Source organism: Rhodothermales bacterium (assembly GCA_039944855.1).
Classification (GTDB): domain Bacteria; phylum Bacteroidota; class Rhodothermia; order Rhodothermales; family JANQRZ01; genus JBBSMX01.
This window is the reverse complement of sequence record JBDUXZ010000036.1, coordinates 18243-35089: the sequence shown is the minus strand read 5'-3', so window position 1 is coordinate 35089 and position 16847 is coordinate 18243. Positions and strand designations below refer to the sequence as shown.

The window sequence follows — 16847 nt, the reverse complement described above, 5'->3', positions numbered from 1 at the left end:
GTTTTTTTTCTACCTTCTCTGTGACGGAGACCGCCCCACAGAAATCGACACGACCCAGGGAACGGATGGACCACTACACGGAGGAATCGCTGGCCGACGCCGTGCGCCAGGAGCGGAAGCGGCAGAAGCTGACGCAGGACGAAGCGGCGGCCCGCCTCGTCGAGAGTGAGCGGTACGACCGGATCACGAAACAGGCGATCTCTCAGGCAGAGAACTACCGACCGGGCGACGGGATGACGGGCCTGCGCGTCGCGCTCTACGAAGTGCTGACGGGGCGCGGTCTCGAAGGCCCCGTGTGGTACGACGCGGAAGGGGAGGGGGCGTAGTGGACGAGGAATCGTTCCGAGACCGAGAGGACCTCATGCGAGAGATCCAGGAGCTCAGACAGCAACTCAATGCTGAGCGGGAAGAGAATGCCTTTCTCCGCGGCCTGCTATCGGAGCGGTACAAGGAGCAGCCGAGGACAGCGGAGAAGCTAGAGTTCCCAATCCCCGAGCAGGCTATCGACCTGTTCGAGGAGCTGCCGGATACGTTCACGCTGGACGATGCTTTCACCGCGGCCGAGCGCCAGGGGCTAAGCGTTGACGACGTGGCTGCCAACGTCAGAGCCTACCTGGACGAAGAGATGGTCGTTCAGGAGGGGGGAGGGCAACGCTTCGTGAAGACCGGACGCAAGCCGTACTTCTGACGTGTTGTTGGTCTACTACGCCGGGAAAGCATCTCGGTCGATGCTCTCCCGTCTCCGTCGAGGGTAACACGGTCGCAGCGTGCAAGGGACCGCCGGAGGCGGACTCGCGCAGCCCTTGCACTGCCTCCGAACCCTATCGCTTTGGTGTCAGGGTTTGATCTTTTCCGAGCCGGCACCCGTCAGGGTGCATAGTTCTTCTCCCCCCGTAGGTGCCCCTTTCGCGGAGGCCGGAGCCGCTGTCAAGGTGAGACGCGTCAGCGGCTCCCTCGGAGCGTAGCGGAGAGGTCGCCTTGACAGGGGTGGAGGCCGGAGCTTCTTTTCCCGTAGGGGGGAGAAGAACTGGAAGAGAGAGTCGGGCCAGAGGCCCGTCCGCATCTTGCATGGAGGGTTGGGGGGGGGAGGGGAAGGGGGAGGAAGTGCTTATTCCGTTATTGTAAAGGATGCCCTCCAAAGTTATCAACAACCCTTCGGCTCTACTACAGGATTAAGGATACAGGATATATATAGGTTGTTGTACCGTTAATGCGTAGGCTCCTGTACCGTTAATGCGCTGGCGGCAGAGCCGAAATTCATGTTTAAATGGATGTAAAATAGGTTTTTAAGCCCCACAAAAGCCCTTTTGTACCGTTAATGCGTGGATAACCCCCTCAGATCCACAGTAGGCGGGGCTTCTGTGAACCGCAGCCTTCGAGGTCCCCGAAGCGTCAGGAGCCCGCCTTCAGCTTCTTGACGTGGGTGGGGGAGGGGCTTAGGGCGAGCCGTCCACGTGGCGTGTCGTAGCTCAGCTCAGGCCAGACCAGGCTGATCTTCTGGAGCTCACGCTTGGCTTTCCGAGCGAACTCGTAGTGGCTGGCGTAGTCGGCTCCGAACTGGGAATGCAGGGCCTGCCACGACACCTCCACGGGGTCCCTCAGATAGCTCACGCGGTACGTGAGCCACGTGTAGAGGTCGAGCCCGAGCGGGGACTTCTTAAGCGCCCTGAGCGCTCGCATGTCGAGCGGCACGGGGCGGCGGACGATCTCCTCGAAGAACTTCTCCCCGAGCGTCACGGTGCTCTCGAACACGGCCGCCTGGTCGGGGCGCTTAGGGTCCCACCACAGGTCGGCGTCCGTGGCGATCTCGACGCTGTTGAGGAGGTAGGCGTCGTCCCCGTCGTAGACCGCGGCGATGCGCGCGGCGAAGAGCCGCTTCATCTGGTCCCTCAGGCGCGTGATCGTCCCCCAGCGCCCGCCCGTCGGCGTGATGTCGAGCTCGGACATGAAGTGCGAGAGGGAGTCGCCCAGCGTGATCCGCCGGCTCTTCGTGCGCACGGCCTCCGTGGTGATCCAGGCCAACACGAGGCGCGGGTAGCTCCCGTAGGGGACACCCGTGTCGATGCCCGGCTGAATCTTGAGCTTGAAGTTCCCGTTCTCGCGCCCGAAGGCCTTCACGTCGCCGGGATCGCTGTGCGGGAGCGTGGCCTGCACGAGCACGCGCGCCATGAACGCCAGCTCGTCGGCGCGGGCCGCGTCGGTGCTCGCGATGCTCCACGAGATCTCGATCAGCTTGTCTATCTGGTTCATAAGACGATCATCCAGTCTTCCGATTCTAAAGGGTTCCGTAGTCGATCATGCGTGGGGTTCATCGCTCCAGCCCCCGCTGCACCTCGCGGGCCATGCCGAGCGCGCCCATCGCCAGTTTCATCCCCGACGGCGACAGCGAGCGTTCGAGTTGCCGCATCTCCTTCGGCGAGAGCCACGCCATCTCCTGCCCGATCCGGCGCTCCAAGGTATCCGCCGAGAGGTCCCGGTTCGTACCGAGCGACTTCAGCTTCGCTTCGGTCTGCCCCAGCGCTTTCGCCACCTCCTGCTTCTCTGCTGCCGACGGGACCTCGTGCCGTGCCCGGTAATAGGTGGCTGCGGACTGCCACGCTTCTAGCGCCACCATGCGTGCCTCCCGATCGCTCTGACGGAACAGCCCTTCTCGCGCCGTCTGGAGCGCCCCGTAGCGCTCCGGAGCCTCACGCAGGGTCTGGGCCGCCTTCTCTGCTCCGCGCGCGTCTGCGGCCCGTAGGAAGGCTCTGTGCGCCTGTTCCGGGTCCTGGTAGACCTTCCTCAGTTTGGACGTGAAGTGGCGAGCGCTCTCGGTGAGCTGCTTCTCGGCCCACGCATGCCGTCGGGCGCTCTGGTGTGCGGCCGAGAGCGCACTGTGCGTCCGGTGGATCTCACGCTCGATCCCGCTGGCCTTCTCCAGCGCGTGGACGTCGGCGACTATTCGTTCGACGGCGGGGCTTCCGAGGGCGGGAGTTCCGCCGGTGCCGGCAACGCCATCAGTTCGCGGAACGTCGCCCGCTCCTCCTCGCTCATGGCCTGGTACCGCGCCCTCGTGTTCTCCGCCGCCTCGATGGCCTCGCGCTGGTGTTCGGTCAGCGTCCAGCCCGGCCTGAGCAGCGTGAGCGTCAGCACGATCAGCGCCGCGCTCAGCACTCCGATCAGGAGCGCCCCGCCCCAGATCTTCCATTGCAGTCTGCGCTCGAACCGCCTCATCGCCTGGTGCGCGTGCTCCTGCAGGCGGGCCGTACCCGTCGCCACGTCCTCCAGGTGCTCGATCACGGCCTTCGTCTCCTGCAGCACCGGCGTGATCATGCGCCGGGCCTCCATCGCCTCGACCTCTCTCAGCCGCTCCCGCAGCCCTCCCGACGACGCTCCTTTCGAGGGTCGTCCGTTCTCTGTATTCGACATGTCGCTCTCCGAACCTCGCTTCCAGTTTGTGCTTGCTACTGCCGCGGTCGATGCTCGACACCTTCGCGTACTCGTGGCCGTCGGTGACGACGAGGCCGCGGCCTCGCGGCTCGACCCTGAGCCCGTGCCGATCCAGGCGCTCAGCGAGCTCCCCCCAGCTCCGGGCCTCGCGGAAGTCCTGACGCGCCACGTCCTTCACGAGCTCCTGGAAGGGGAGGACCCCGTCGCGCTGGCACTTCCGAAACGCCGTCCGCGTCAGCGACTCCGTCCGGTCCGGCCGCTCCTGGTCCGGAAGTCTCCCGAGGTGGCCCGGCACCTCGCGGTAGCCCATCGACCGCTCCTGCCGGCGGAGGCTCTCCTCGATGCGCGTGTTGCACTGCCAGTCCTCCCACGCCCGGCCCGTTTCGGGGTGGACCCGGTTGACCATGAGGTGGACGTGCTGGTGCTCGCGGTCGTTGTGGCTTGCAATAACGGCTTGGTGACTGTCCAGCCCGATGTCTCTCAGCGTCTGCTCGGCCACGGCTACCATCTCCTCGCGCGTCGGCACGTCGCCGTGGTCGAACGAGATCGAGAGGTGGAAGCACGGCCGCTGGCACCGCTCGCTCAGCGCCGCCGTGTCCCGCATCTCCTCGGCCACGCGCTCCAGGTCCCGCTCGAAGAGGCCCCGCGTCTCGACCCACTCGATGCGGCCGGTTTCTTCTCCGGTCTTCCCGTGTTCGAGGTAGGCGCTGAGCGCGCTGAAGCTCTTCCCCGTGCTCGTCGAAGCGATCATGAGCGCGTCCTCCTCACGACTCGTCCCTCAGCTCGTTCAGCACCCGGCGCAGCTCCTCCGTGGTTGCCCGGACGGCCGCGGCGTCGGGGCCGCCTACGTGGGCCGGCTCGCGTTCGAGGCTCGCGGCGAGCTGGTTCAGGTCCACACCGATCCGCCGGAGCTCTCGCCGGAGCATCGCGTCGGCCTTCGGACTGATCGGTCGCCCCGTGGCCGCGCGTCGCATGTACGCCGACTTCGACAGGCCAGAGGCCTCCGCCTTCTCCTCGACGAGCCGGTACTCGGCGTCGTTCATCCGGACGGGGACGACGTGGTCACGCCGCTCCTTCTTCGGCTTCTTCGGCCTCCCACCGTTGCGCTTCGAGTCCGAAGGCGAGCTCGTCTTTGGGTCCGCTTCGGCGGCCTTGAGATCCGGTGTCTCCATGCTCTCAGGGGTAAGGGATAGAGTGACGTTGAGCGGCGGCCCGCGCCGCTGCGAAAGCGTCCCGCGCGGGCGATGACGAAGCTCCACGCCGACGGCCACGCGCGAAGATGACGATGACGTGCTAGAGGTTTTTGCTATACGTGCTGCCTGCTAGCACGCCGCGCGACTACGCCGCGATGCCTTGCAACATACTCCCCGAGGTCGTAAAATGCACGAACGATATTTCGATCCGCTCGCGGGGTAGGAGATTCCAGTCCCCGACGCCATGAAACGCCTCGTCATTCTCGCCTTCACCACGGTGCTCGCCGTCGCTCTCTTCGCCGTGTACTTTCACCGGAGCGACATGGCGACCGAGGAGGTTCGGCAGTCCGTCCAGGGCACCCACCTCCCGGCCGACCCCGAGCCGGTGACCCTCGAAGCCTGGGTCCGCCTCGACAGCTACACCGTGGAAGGCACGGAGGCCGGGTGTCCCGTCCTCACTGAACAGGAGGGGTACCGCCTCGGCCTGGAGTGCTGGGGCGTAGAGGGTCCGGCAGGAACGCCCGTCGTAGTCGCACCGGACGAGGAGGTCGGAGCCAAAGCCAGCGCAGCGCATGGCGAGGTCGTACCGCTCGGCGAGTGGGTCCACCTCGCGGCCGTCGTCCACCGACGCGGCGAGCTCGAGCCGGAGCACCTCACCGACCCATACACGAACGTCGAGCTGTACATGGGCGGACAGAAACTCCACGTCGCTTCGGCCTCGCCCACCTACTTCGAAGACCAGCGGACGGAGTGCGAGCGCAGGCGGGAGAGCCTGCAGGATCTCCGCGGTTGGAAGGAGAAGCTCGACTGCGAAGCCGTCGCCGGCGCACCCGATGGGCGGGTGGGGGACGCGCGCTTTGTGCGACGCGTGAGGACGGACGAGCAGATCGCCAGTGCGATGGGGAGCGAGGGGCGGCTCGGCACGATCGACGACGCAGCCGAGGTTGCGCTCCTGGAGGCGCGGGCAGCCGAACGAGAAGACCGGGTTCCAGAACCGGCGGAGGAGCTCACCGGCCGCGGCCTCGCGATCACGCTAGGGCTGCTCCTCGCTTGCGCGCTCATGGTGGCCGCCGGCCTCCAGTTCATGCGGCGGTCTGGACGCCGCGGGATCGGACACGAGCAGGCGCTATGAGCAAGGGGTTCGAGCCGAGCGACCTCTTCACGATGTGGCGGCTCTTCAAAGTGCCGCTCCTCCTCGGGGTCGTTTACCTCGTGGCCGCCTCGGTCGTCGCGCTGCCCGTACAGGGGTGGCTGCACTTCGTGAGCCCCCACGTCCCGCTCCCGCTGCAGGTCGTTCTCCTCGTGGGCCTCGCCGGATCCGTCACCTTCCTCGTCGTCGCTTACCGTCGCTCGAAGCCAGAGGGCTCCGGCGCACACGGCACGGCGCGGTGGGGCAGCGGCCGCGAATTGCAGAAGGAGACCGGGGTGCTCCTCGGACGGCGACTGGCCGGGCAGTGGCGAGAGGCTCGGCGACGAAACGCACAGGGGAAGCTCCTCCGCTACGACGGTGAGGGCCACCTCCTCACCGTGGCCCCGACGAGGAGTGGGAAGGGAACGGGAGCCGTCATCCCGAATCTCCTCACCTATCCCGGCTCCGTCGTCGTCACCGACCCGAAGGGGGAGAACTACGCCGTGACCACCTCGCGCAGGCGCGCTCTGGGGAGCAAAACGCTCGCGCTCGACCCGTTCGGCCTCGTCGGTGGTCACGCGGCATTCAACCCGCTGGACCTGGTAGATGCCGACGGCCCCGACGCCCTCGACGACGCGGCCATGCTCGCCGACATGCTCGTGGTGCCGGACGGACGGCGCGATGCCACTTCGGACTTCTGGCAAGGCGAGGCGAAGGCGCTCCTCGCCGGGCTCGTCCTCCACGTCGCCGCCACCGAGACGGGGCCGGACCGCTCGCTCGTCCGCGTGCGCGAGCTCCTCTCGCTCCCGCCGAAGGAGCTCACGAGGCTGCTCGAAGACGACATGCTCCGGAGCGATGCTTGCGGCGGGCTCGTCCAACGCGCAGCCGCGCGCATCCTGCAGAAGGCCGAGAAAGAGCGGAGCGGGGTGATCTCGACGGCGCAGACGCACACGCACTTCCTCGACTCCCCCCGCATGGCCCGCGTGCTCACCCGCTCCTCGTTCGACCTCGCCGAGCTGAAGCACCCCGCCGGAGACCACGAGTCGCTCTCACTCTACCTCGTCCTCCCACCCGAACGGATCGACACGTACCGCGGCTGGCTCCGCCTTGTCGTCGCCTGTGCGCTCCTCACGATGAGCCGCGTGCCGGGCGTACCGCGCCGACGTGTGCTCTTCCTCCTCGACGAGTTCGCCAATCTCGGCCGGCTCGCGCCCGTGGAGCGGGCCGTGAGCCTCGCCGCCGGCTACGGCGCGCAGCTCTGGCTCTTCCTCCAGGACCTCACCCAGCTCCGGGCGGTCTACCCCGAGACGTGGGGGAGCTTCCTCGCCAACGCCGCCGTGCTCCAAGCCTTCGGCACGGCCGACGAGCACACGGCCGAGTACCTCTCGCGGATGACAGGGCAGGCGACGGTACGCGCCGAGAGCGAGGGGACGACGAGCGGGACGTCCTACGGCCTCCAGGTCCCCGGCTTCCAACGCGGCGGGAGCCGGGGGCGCTCGGAGACGGGGCGAGCGCTCTACCTCCCCGACGAGGTGCGGCGGATGCCGCCGGAGGAGCAACTCCTCTTCGTGAAGGGGCGCGACCCGGTGCGGGCCCGGAAGCTCCGGTATTTCGAGGACGAGGAGTTCGCGGGACTCTACAACCTCAATCCGTTGCACGGGACGCTGCCAGCCGCACTCACATCACCCCTTCGGGTCGGGACCTAGGTCTCCCCTCCTACCAGCCTCGGTGAGTTCGTCGATCGATCTGTGGAGGTCAGCGTACGCTTTGTCGAGATGGACTTGATAGACTGCATCCACGTCTTCGGCGACGGCTTCCACGTCCCGGTTTTCGAGGTTCGCCAGGATCGCGATCTCGTTGTCGAGGACCGTCCGGAGGAGGGCACGCAGATCCGCGAGGGCAGCGAGTTGGTAGCCGAGGATGTCGCTCTGTGGCATATCGGGTTCGGGGCCCATCGTCGTAGAAAACAGTCTGGAGGGTTACTGTCAATGAGCATAATGTGTCCAACTACGACTGGCGCGAGGAAGTGCCCCGACAGTCAGCGTAGCTGGCATAGGGGCGCTGACGAGCGGCATGACGGGCGCTGCCCGGATTCGACTACAGTCTTCCCTCGTAACAGGTTAGCCGACAGAGTCGCTGATCCGATCTGCATCTAGGGCGACATAGGGCTCTGAAGCAGAGGACGAGGTCCGGCGTTCGAGAGGCTCATAGTGATAGGGGAAAGGCAGCCTTAGCTTGAATCCTCGCTCCAAGAGCTCGACCTCATGCGGTACTGCCGCCCCCTCCTTCCGTGCAAAACTCCTTCTCAGTGCTCCTCTTCGCCGTCGTACTCATGGCTTCGGTCGCGAGCCTCGCTCAACCCGCACCTCCTCGTGTGGAACGGGTCCTCGACGCCGACTCCGTCGTCGTTGCTGGGTCGGCCGACGTGTGGCGGATGCGCTACCTCGAAGCCGACGCTTTCGAGAACCCGTGGGTCGAGGTCGAGGACCCGTACGGGGGACGCATCCACATCCCGTCGAAGTACTACCTCGCCGTTGCGTCCGACCTCACCGCGTTCGTCGAGGGCACCATGCTCCGGTCCGTGTTCTTCGTCCGCCGGCCGCTCATGCTCCCCGTCGCCCTCATCTTCCTCGTCGGGCTCGTGACCGTCGTCGCGTTCCCAGTCGGGGTGTACCGGCGGCGGCTCCGGAGGGAGTCCGAGCGCCGCCGTCACGCCGACGAGGTCCGCCGCCGGCTGACGGAGAGCCAGGAGGCCGAACGGCTCCGGCTCGCACAAGACCTCCACGACGGGCCGGTCCAGGACCTCCACGCACTCCGCATGCGCTTGAGCCTGCTCGCTCGCCCGTCCGCAGCTAACGCGACGCTGGCACCTGTAAGCGAGCCGCTCGGCGAGGTGGTCGAGGAGATCCAGCGGGTAATCCGCTCACTCCGCGGAGTGAGCGAGGACCTCCGTCCTCCTGCGCTCGCCCCGTTCGGCTTGGCTGCGGCCCTCGGAGCATTTGCAGATCGGTTCCGGAGGACTCACCCCTCGATCCACGTCGCCCTCGACCTCGACGACGACGGACAGGCGCTCCCGGAGCGGGTCCGCCTCGCCCTCTTCCGGATCGCGCAGGAGGCCATGAACAACGCGGCCAAGCACGGCAGGCCGAGCCACATCGCGGTCGCCCTCCAGCTCGACGATGACCGCATCCTCCTCAGCGTCCGCGACGACGGCCGGGGGTACCGAGTCCCCGACGACCTCCGCACGCTCGGGCGAGACGGGCACTACGGCCTCCTCGGCATGGTCGAGCGGGCCGACTCCATCGGGGCCGAACTCCACATCGAGAGCGACCCCGCAGGGACAGAGCCGACGGAGGTCCGCGCCACCGTACGCCGGGGAAACCCCAGACGGCGGACCCTCTTACGAACTCGGTAATCTGACTTCCCTCCGGACTCCGTCATGCCGCTCGCTCCCATCCGCATCCTCATCGCCGACGACCACCCCGTGTGGCGACGCGGCATCCGCGACCTCCTCTCGGCCGAGGCCGACATCGAGGTCGTCGCCGAGGCGGCCGACGGGCAAGAGGCCCTCCGGCTCATCCGGTCCGTCCGACTCGACGTCGCCCTTCTCGACATGGAGATGCCAGGGGTGACCGGCGTAGAGGTGGCTCGGATGGTGAATGCCGAGGGGCTCCCCGTCCGCCTTCTCGCGCTCTCGTCCTACGACGATGCTGCCTACGTTACGGCCCTCCTGAAGAACGGCGCCTCGGGATACATCACGAAGGACAAGCCACCCGAGCTCATCGTCGAGGCCGTTCGAGCCGTAGCCCGAGGCGAGGGCCGGTGGTTCGTGACGCCGACGACGGTCGAGGATCCCGCTGCCGTCCTCACCGAGCGGGAGCGGGAGGTGATTCGGCTCCTAGCTATGGGTCAGGCCAACCATGAGATCGCCGCCGCCCTCTTCATCTCGGAGAACACGGTGCGAAGCCACCTCGCCAACGCCTACGCCAAGATCGGCGCGGCGACAGCGCGCGAGGCCGTGGCGTGGGCCTGGAAGACTGGATTCGTCCGTGGAGAAGAATGAGTATGGGCACCAGCGATTGGGGGCTGCGTTAGGATCGACCGCAACCACTCCCCAAAGTGACCCATACCGCCATGGCTCCCTTGCAGAGGGAGGGGGGTCCCCTCTAGACAAAATGACTAGAGGCCGTAGTCTCTCCTCACTACTGAACTTCGTTAGGAAGGAGGATTGCAGATGATGGAAGGCAAGAGCAGCTTGAAGAGGTTACGAAGTCGTGCCTGATAGTGTGGCTAGCGCTTTCTGCGCTCATCGCTACCCTCACCCATCATCCTCGCCTCAATGCTTCCCCTCATCCTCATCGCCCTCTGGCTCTCCCCCTCCTCAGACACTGGTTCGAACCCGCCTTACGAAGTTGTGAGCGCCCCTTCGACCGTGTGGATCGAGCTAGCTACCGCGCCTGCAAAAGGGTATGTCCTGGAGATGACCGGCAACGAAGACGCCTCCGGCACGGACGGTCCGATCTGTATCCCCTTCATCGGCTGTTTCTGATGCCTCGACCGAGAACAGCGACATCCTCTACTGACGGCTAGGCGAGCTGAGTCCACAGGGCAGGAAATTACAGTGTAAGCCGCAAGGTGGCCCCTAAAGAACCTCTAACCATTATGAAATTCGGTTCAACAAGGGTCAAGTATGGTACCGAGTACGCAGGAGATTGCCCTCTCGGTGAGAGCGATTCTGGTGAGAATCTGTTCGAGTGGTTTGTTTGTCGTCTGTCAGGCCTACCTACCCATTATGTAGAGGAATTGAGTACCGGACAGAGCGATCAAGCTTTCAAAATTGCATTTGTTCTTCAAAGGGAGCTTTATGAGTCCCGAGAGGGAGTAGCGAGCCTGCTTTACGAGGCTATAGGAAGAGTTCAGGATGATGGACAGCGGAAGCACTTGCTCAGACTCAAGCGAGACCTGTACAACTTCCGCTCAGCCGAGCCGGAGGCCCTCAGTGCGGTCCAAGACACATTAGGGCCTGGCGCATCAGAGATCAAGCGGTTCGCAGACCTCTTGGCACAGCACAGTGAGGCCTTAAAGAGATTGAACGCTGCCTACCTCTCAGAGGCATCAACCGCACGCCAGCGCTTCCAATCATTTATGCAGGAGGAGAGCTTTCAATGCGGTTTACTGATCTCGAGTAAGTCTTTATACCGAGCCCAGAAGCGTTACACGGGTTCTCTCGGTGCAGACTTGAACGGAAAACAGGACAAGATCGAGCGAGGGCTCTTGAGATATTACACGAGAGCGGCCATGAAAGCGACCCCGTTCGGTACGTTCTGCGCCGTAGTGCCGGGTAGAGTGGTCCCCTCATCATCTCGAGGCCTAGACCTAGGTGCCGGCATCGCCCTTAGCGGGAGCCCTACACGTAAACGGAGTGTCATCAGCTTAAACAAAAGCTTATACGGGATCTTCTTGAGTCATCTCAGTGGTCGATCTGGCGTTCGCCATCGCTTACCCGTTGAGATGAATCCGACCGTGTCAGAGGAAGAAGGAAATTTTCTCTTCCTCACTGCAAAGGGTACACGGGAAGTGTTTCGAAGGATGCCTCGGCACGATGTCCTTGACATCATCGACCAGATTGTGTCGAGGAACGCCCAAGCCACTCTGGGTGATTTGATAAACGCTCTTACCAACCATCCCGACGTCGAGACTTCTAAAGAGGAAGCGGAGCAATACCTAGATCAACTCGTGGACATCGGTCTCCTCCGTTTCCGAACGGGCGTGAGAGAGCAGGAATTGCAATGGGATATACCCCTTCGCGCACTCCTAGACGGAACCGACGATCATCACGCTGAGATCGTTGTGGATACGCTCACACGTCTGAGGGCGCTTGTAGACGAGTTCCAAGAGGCTTCACTCACCCGTCGCTCGTCAATACTTACGGAGTGTGAGCAGGCGCTACATGAAGCCTTTGCATCGTTAGGCATCGAGGAACGGACCCGGACAGGCCTCCCTCTCTACGAAGATGCGACTGCGGATGTGTGCGCCTCTGTTGGGAGCGCCTCAGCTATTGGTCCAATAGCCGAGGCGCTCTCCGCGTACCTGGACTTGACGCACCGGCTTGCTCAACCACGCAAGGAGCAAGCAGCTATGCGCCACTTTTTTGATACCTACTATGGGCATGTGAGCTCAATTCCTCTCCTTCGCTTTTACGAAGACTACTATCGCGAACATTTCAAACCCCACTTGGAGGCTCAGTCTCAGGCACAGCATGGCGACGAATACGACTCCCGAAATCCATTCGACCTCCAACTTGTTACTGCCATACAGCGTGCTTACCGCCTACTCCAAGGAGTGGTTGTTAAACGCTGGGCCGAGAACCCGGCGGAGGCCGAGATAGAATTAAGCCGGAGTGATCTGGCAGCGTCATTGGAGGAGGTGCCCGATTCAACTCTGATCGCCCCCTCGATGACAGTCTTCGGCCAAGTTGTTTGTGATCTCGATGCCGTGCAGCCATCAAGGTTCATCCTCCGCAACGGAGCATATGCTACGGGGTACGGCAAGTATTTCTCGCGCTTCCTTTACCTCTTCCCGGAAGCGGTACGCAACGACCTCTTTACGTCAAACGAGAGTCGCAAAGACATTTACCTAGCCGAGATCTGTGGTGATGGCAACTTCAATGGCAACCTCCACCCACCCCTTCTACCCCGAGAGATCAGTTACCCAACGGGAGAGAGTGGACACGCCGAGGAACAACTCCTGACCTCGGACCTCGGTGTGGAGGCTGCTGCGGATGATCCGTATGCGTTACGGCTACGACATGGTCCATCGGGGCGGATCGTACTGCCTGTGGATCTTGGGTTCTTGAATCCCACGATGAGGCCGCCGTTGTACCAACTGCTCTCGCAGTTCACCCCGGTTGTGGGTTTCTCATTCCCCTTCCCGCGATCTGCCGCTTCGCATGTTGATGATGTAGAGCCAGCTAGCGATAGAGACACAGAAGTATCAAGCTTGGCACCCCCGCGCTCTACACAAACAGCCAACCCTAGGCTGGAGCTCACCATCACACGGAGGCCGCGGATCACGTTCGAAGGCACACTGGTCTTGGCTCGTCAGTGCTGGTTTGTACCAGGGCCGCTCCTCCCTCAGTATGCTCAAGGGGACAGTGCCTTCGATTTCTATGTAAGAGTTAATCAATGGCGGCTCGATCACGAGTTGCCCCGCGAGGTCTACGTCCGAATACAACCGTTACCGCGACACCGGACCCACGAGAACGATGGCAAAGCCGAAGCCTCACCTCTATCCGAGGACTCATCCGAAGGACTAACAGAAGGCAGTTCAGAGAGGACGCTGAACGTAGCGAACAACTTCCATTCGGACAGGACAGGACCTTCTGAGAGCGAAGGAGACCCTCTTGAAGCTCTGCACACGGATAACCGTCCACAGCATAAGCAGACCCGCGGTTCGAGAGACCTACACAAGCCGCAGTACATCGACTTCGCCAACCCCCTCCTCGCTAACCTCTTCGGGAAAATGGCACGCGGTCTAGGAAGTTTCAGTGCCATCCTCGAAGAACGCTACCCAACTGCAAAAGACCTCCCGCACTACGAAGGAGTGACGCATGCTGCCGAGCAAATATTCCAATTCGATGTTACTGGCGGCAGCAGCTCCGCAAAATCGGCCACGACAGACAGCAGTTGTCACGATGGATGAACATCCCACTACAGGATGGCTAGGCGCGCATCTGTTCTATGAGGGGCTCATCTATAGCCCCTCATGTGATCGAGTGCTCATTGAGGTAGTTGAGCCCTTTGTACGCGCAGCCCAATCACATGGATGGGTTGACCGCTACTTCTTCATCAGATACCGAGAGCACGGTTCTCACGTGCGCCTTCGACTCCACGGCGCTGCAGACGTACTAGAGAATGAGGTCAAGCCCGCTTTAGAGGAGCACGTCAATGTCATGTCCCTCCTTTCATCAATCCGGTGGGTCCCTTACGAACCGGAGTTCGAACGGTACGGAGGGCGAAGAGGCGTCGACCTAGCTGAGACATTGTTTTTCCGATCGAGTGAGGCCGCCTTCGACATTATTCGGCATCTATGTGACAAGGAGCGCCCTTCCCGATTGGGCAAGGGGCTCCTAGCTATGCTCTCAGCACTCCACGTGTTCTTCCCCAACTCACGTACCGCCTCTTCTTTTGCCTCACGCTACGCTGCAGGGTACCTCTCCCATCTTGTTCGAGACGATCACCGCCTCGTCCATGCCTTGAAAACAGCCTTCCGCAAAGGATACGACCGGCAGGCCCAGACTCTATCGGCGTATGTCGAAACTGCCTGGTTGTGCCTGAACGGCTCAGGCGCTCTGCCGAAAGATCTCCACGTGTACCACGAGGAGCTCGAAGCAGTCCAGATGCAGTTCGACTTCCTTGCTAGACACGGATTGCTCCTCAGTCCGTCTGGACCCTTCGCATCCCCTGAAGCTGCTGCGCTTCGGATCGTCCCCAGTTACCTCCACATGATGAGCAACAGGCTGGGCATCTCCATACCCGAGGAAGCCTACCTCGCGCATCTCATCGCTAGCACCCTAAACAGACAAGCGGAACGCTCCAGCTTACCCGTCCCTACGCAATTAATGACATGAATGAGCGCGCGCGCTTCTTGGAGGTCGCCCACCGAATCGGTCTTCGCCTCGCCCGACAGGCGCTGTGGAACGGCAGTGCCTGCACGTGGAATGTCGTGAAGGAAGACCATACTTCTCCAAGAGCTTCGTCTTCGAGAGCAGCGGGGGGAAGCGTCTATCAAGGGACCGCCGGCATTGCCCTCTTCTTAGGTGAACTCTACGTTCGTACTAAGGACCACGAAATCGAACGTGCTGCTATAGGTGCCGTCCATCATGCCCTCCTTGAGGGTAGAGAGATGGGGCCACGTCGCTTCGGATTCCACGATGGCCGTGTGGGGATCGCTTTCGCCGCCACACGTATCGCTGAGGGCCTCGGACGACCGGAGTTTTTCAGGGAGGCCGAAGCGCTCCTCACTCCTCTTCGAGGCAACGAGCAGGAGGATCAGGGGATCGATGTGATTAGTGGGGCTGCAGGGGCTATCCCTGCTTTGCTCCAGCTCGCCTCGGTGCTTCCTCACGAGGTATCTATCGACATGGCTCGTCAACTCGGTGACCACCTAGTCAACGTCGCTCATACCGAAGTGAGAGGCTGGTCCTGGTCAACTATCCGGCCGACGTCTGTCCGGAACCTTGCTGGACTGGCTCATGGAGCGTCGGGGTGCGGACATGCACTTCTTGAGTTGTTCGCGGCGACAGGTGAAGATCAATACCTCTATGCCGCGGAGCAAGCTTTCCTCTACGAGCGGCAGTTCTTTAATGCTGAGGAAAAGAACTGGCCGGATTTCCGGAATATTACCCTCAACGAACTCGTCCGCACTGGCCGTCATGACGAGTTGCGTTCTCTTCTAAAGGCGGGGAGGACCTTTCATCGCCCTATCGGGACGATGAGGGCTTGGTGCCATGGTGCCCCTGGGATCGGACTGACGCGCCTCCGTGCATTCGAACTCCTCGCTCATCCGCGATATCGCGAGGAAGCTGAAGCAGCCGTCCAGACGACTCTAACTACTCTCGACGAAGACAACCCGGCGCGTGCCCTGTCGAACTACTCGCTGTGCCATGGACTCTGCGGAAATGCAGAAACCCTTCTGCACGCAGCTCAGGTATTGGAAAAGCCACACCTGAGAACGGAGGCGGAAGCATGTGGCCTCCGCGGGTGGGAGCGCGTCGAGCGCGAAGGCCAGCCTTGGCCGAGTGGAACAGTGGGGGCGGCCGCCGACCCCAGCTTGCTCTTGGGAGAGGCCGGAGTAGGTCACTTCTACCTCCGTTTGCATTCAGACGAAACCCCAAGCGTGCTTCTCTTGAAGGCACCGAACGTAGCGGCAGATCTCACTCAGATTAGTGAAACAGATGGGGGTTATCGCGTACTCCAGCGACGTTATGTGCGGACGTTCTTTGGCAGAACACTTGATGTCCTCGACTCTCTCTCCTGCAATGCCGGCTTGGAGCTGACCGGAGCCCCGCTGCAGATCGCTGCGAAGACCTCTGATGTCGAGCGGGGCTATTCAGAGCTAGAAGCCTTAGCCGACTCCGGTGCACACCGGGCCTTGATCAACGACGCCTTCGGACCGGAGCGTAAGCGGTACATCGCAAGTTTATCGATTACCGATTTCACAGACGAACTGCTCTCTACCCTTCTCCGAGAATCGCTTGACGAACACGTCTGGACGGCAGAGCCCTTACGGCTCGCTCCACATACTCATCTCGTAGGGACTTCCCGTGACTGGGATACTTGGCTCGCTGAGGACAGCACCGAACGATCCCAAGAGCCGCAGCACATCGAATCGACCTTCTTGCTGTACCGGTCTGGCAACCGCATCCTCCTCAGAACCCTCTCGCCCTTTGCCGCTGCTGTTCTGAGTACAATGGAGCAGCCGCACTCGATCGACGAGATCTCGAGGCACATGACAGGAGCAGTTGAGGGTTCGGTCGATCCCGAGCAAGTCCGTTTAGCTGTGGTCGCTCAGGTCAAACAAGCTTGGACGGCTGGTCTCATCATGAACGTATCACCCAGGGCTCCCCCAATACTGCTGAATTACTCAATCAGTTTTCACGGCAAGCTCAATCACCTAGCCCATCCCAGAAGCCATGAAGAAGCTCAAGCTCAACCTCGACGACCTCCAGGTCGAATCGTTCGAGACGACTCCTGCCTCTGCCACTCAGCGAGGCACCGTGCATGGGTACCGTCCCTGGACCGACACGTGCGGCACTCCCTGTACGGCACACCCCCAATGCACTGCTGAGTGCGGTGGGCAAGGGGATACCGATTACGTGTGTACAAACGATTGCGGCACCGATTCGTGCGACTGCGGATCACAGGGGTTTTCCTGCGATCCCAACGACCACACGTGCTGGCCGACCGACTTCCAGGTCTGCAACTAACGCATCCGGCCAACTGGCGAATTCCCACATAAGACGGTGGCAACGCTGTCTTGGACCGGGGGCTGCCTCTACGTGAGCGCCCCCGGTCGATCCTATGCCAATGTGTTGT

General features: G+C 62.5%; 14 protein-coding genes. 10 read left to right on the top strand and 4 right to left on the bottom strand.

The genetic code is table 11. The annotated features are described in order from the left end of the window. Positions 1-65: 65 nt before the first annotated feature. On the top strand, positions 66-326 hold the full coding sequence (locus tag ABJF88_17900) for a hypothetical protein (GenBank protein ID MEP0548815.1): 261 nt from the start codon (positions 66-68) through the stop codon (positions 324-326). Between the two features lie 35 nt (positions 327-361). Then, positions 362-688 carry a hypothetical protein gene (locus ABJF88_17895; GenBank protein MEP0548814.1) on the top strand — a complete coding sequence of 109 codons (327 nt, stop codon included), beginning with the start codon at positions 362-364 and terminating at the stop codon, positions 686-688. A 704-nt stretch (positions 689-1392) separates the two neighbouring features. Here the strand turns inward: ABJF88_17895 and ABJF88_17890 are convergent. Genes ABJF88_17890 through ABJF88_17880 form a run of 3 tightly spaced genes read right to left on the bottom strand, consistent with a single transcriptional unit; the run spans position 1393 to position 4601 of the window. After that, on the bottom strand, positions 1393-2250 hold the full coding sequence (locus tag ABJF88_17890; GenBank protein ID MEP0548813.1) for a replication protein RepA: 858 nt from the start codon (positions 2248-2250) through the stop codon (positions 1393-1395). Between the two features lie 58 nt (positions 2251-2308). After that, positions 2309-4180, bottom strand: a complete 1872-nt coding sequence (locus ABJF88_17885; protein MEP0548812.1) for a relaxase/mobilization nuclease domain-containing protein — start codon at positions 4178-4180, stop codon at positions 2309-2311. 13 nt (positions 4181-4193) lie between these two features. Beyond that, positions 4194-4601, bottom strand: coding sequence for a ribbon-helix-helix protein, CopG family (locus ABJF88_17880; protein ID MEP0548811.1), 408 nt, complete (start codon positions 4599-4601; stop codon positions 4194-4196). A gap of 265 nt (positions 4602-4866) precedes the next feature. Between ABJF88_17880 and ABJF88_17875 the strand changes: the two genes are divergently transcribed. Both ABJF88_17875 and ABJF88_17870 read left to right on the top strand, forming a co-directional pair. Further along, a complete protein-coding gene (locus ABJF88_17875; GenBank protein MEP0548810.1) occupies positions 4867-5754 on the top strand; it encodes a hypothetical protein in 888 nt (295 codons plus the stop codon). Then, the gene (locus tag ABJF88_17870; GenBank protein ID MEP0548809.1) at positions 5751-7457 is read left to right on the top strand and encodes a type IV secretory system conjugative DNA transfer family protein; all 1707 of its coding nucleotides are present in this window, start codon (positions 5751-5753) and stop codon (positions 7455-7457) included. The genes ABJF88_17875 and ABJF88_17870 overlap by 4 nt, the downstream gene beginning before the upstream one ends. Here ABJF88_17870 and ABJF88_17865 read toward each other — a convergent pair. Continuing rightward, positions 7434-7706: a hypothetical protein gene (locus tag ABJF88_17865; protein ID MEP0548808.1), complete on the bottom strand. Its 273-nt coding sequence runs from the start codon at positions 7704-7706 to the stop codon at positions 7434-7436. The two genes, ABJF88_17870 and ABJF88_17865, sit on opposite strands and share 24 nt — an antisense overlap. Before the next feature lie 335 nt (positions 7707-8041). On the opposite strand from ABJF88_17865, the gene ABJF88_17860 reads away from it, so the two are divergent. The 6 genes from ABJF88_17860 to ABJF88_17835 all read left to right on the top strand — a co-directional run bounded on the left by ABJF88_17860 (position 8042) and on the right by ABJF88_17835 (position 16599). Beyond that, on the top strand, positions 8042-9166 hold the full coding sequence (locus ABJF88_17860; protein ID MEP0548807.1) for a sensor histidine kinase: 1125 nt from the start codon (positions 8042-8044) through the stop codon (positions 9164-9166). A gap of 24 nt (positions 9167-9190) precedes the next feature. Beyond that, on the top strand, positions 9191-9814 hold the full coding sequence (locus ABJF88_17855) for a response regulator transcription factor (protein ID MEP0548806.1): 624 nt from the start codon (positions 9191-9193) through the stop codon (positions 9812-9814). A gap of 276 nt (positions 9815-10090) precedes the next feature. Then, positions 10091-10300, top strand: a complete 210-nt coding sequence (locus ABJF88_17850; protein ID MEP0548805.1) for a hypothetical protein — start codon at positions 10091-10093, stop codon at positions 10298-10300. Between the two features lie 86 nt (positions 10301-10386). Continuing rightward, on the top strand, positions 10387-13452 hold the full coding sequence (locus ABJF88_17845) for a lantibiotic dehydratase (protein MEP0548804.1): 3066 nt from the start codon (positions 10387-10389) through the stop codon (positions 13450-13452). Then, a complete protein-coding gene (locus ABJF88_17840; protein ID MEP0548803.1) occupies positions 13445-14380 on the top strand; it encodes a thiopeptide-type bacteriocin biosynthesis protein in 936 nt (311 codons plus the stop codon). Before ABJF88_17845 ends, ABJF88_17840 begins: the two co-directional genes overlap by 8 nt. After that, positions 14377-16599, top strand: coding sequence for a lanthionine synthetase LanC family protein (locus ABJF88_17835; protein MEP0548802.1), 2223 nt, complete (start codon positions 14377-14379; stop codon positions 16597-16599). Before ABJF88_17840 ends, ABJF88_17835 begins: the two co-directional genes overlap by 4 nt. Positions 16600-16847 lie beyond the last annotated feature (248 nt).

Bases quoted from the DNA above. Each gene is read 5' to 3' on its own strand.
- ABJF88_17855 (MEP0548806.1), top strand. From the start codon at position 9,191: ATGCCGCTCGCTCCCATCCGCATCCTCATCGCCGACGACCACCCCGTG.
- ABJF88_17890 (MEP0548813.1), bottom strand. From the start codon at position 2,250: ATGAACCAGATAGACAAGCTGATCGAGATCTCGTGGAGCATCGCGAGC.
- ABJF88_17840 (MEP0548803.1), top strand. From the start codon at position 13,445: ATGGATGAACATCCCACTACAGGATGGCTAGGCGCGCATCTGTTCTAT.
- ABJF88_17865 (MEP0548808.1), bottom strand. From the start codon at position 7,706: ATGGGCCCCGAACCCGATATGCCACAGAGCGACATCCTCGGCTACCAA.
- ABJF88_17885 (MEP0548812.1), bottom strand. From the start codon at position 4,180: ATGATCGCTTCGACGAGCACGGGGAAGAGCTTCAGCGCGCTCAGCGCC.
- ABJF88_17870 (MEP0548809.1), top strand. From the start codon at position 5,751: ATGAGCAAGGGGTTCGAGCCGAGCGACCTCTTCACGATGTGGCGGCTC.
- ABJF88_17880 (MEP0548811.1), bottom strand. From the start codon at position 4,601: ATGGAGACACCGGATCTCAAGGCCGCCGAAGCGGACCCAAAGACGAGC.
- ABJF88_17875 (MEP0548810.1), top strand. From the start codon at position 4,867: ATGAAACGCCTCGTCATTCTCGCCTTCACCACGGTGCTCGCCGTCGCT.
- ABJF88_17895 (MEP0548814.1), top strand. From the start codon at position 362: ATGCGAGAGATCCAGGAGCTCAGACAGCAACTCAATGCTGAGCGGGAA.
- ABJF88_17850 (MEP0548805.1), top strand. From the start codon at position 10,091: ATGCTTCCCCTCATCCTCATCGCCCTCTGGCTCTCCCCCTCCTCAGAC.
- ABJF88_17900 (MEP0548815.1), top strand. From the start codon at position 66: ATGGACCACTACACGGAGGAATCGCTGGCCGACGCCGTGCGCCAGGAG.
- ABJF88_17835 (MEP0548802.1), top strand. From the start codon at position 14,377: ATGAATGAGCGCGCGCGCTTCTTGGAGGTCGCCCACCGAATCGGTCTT.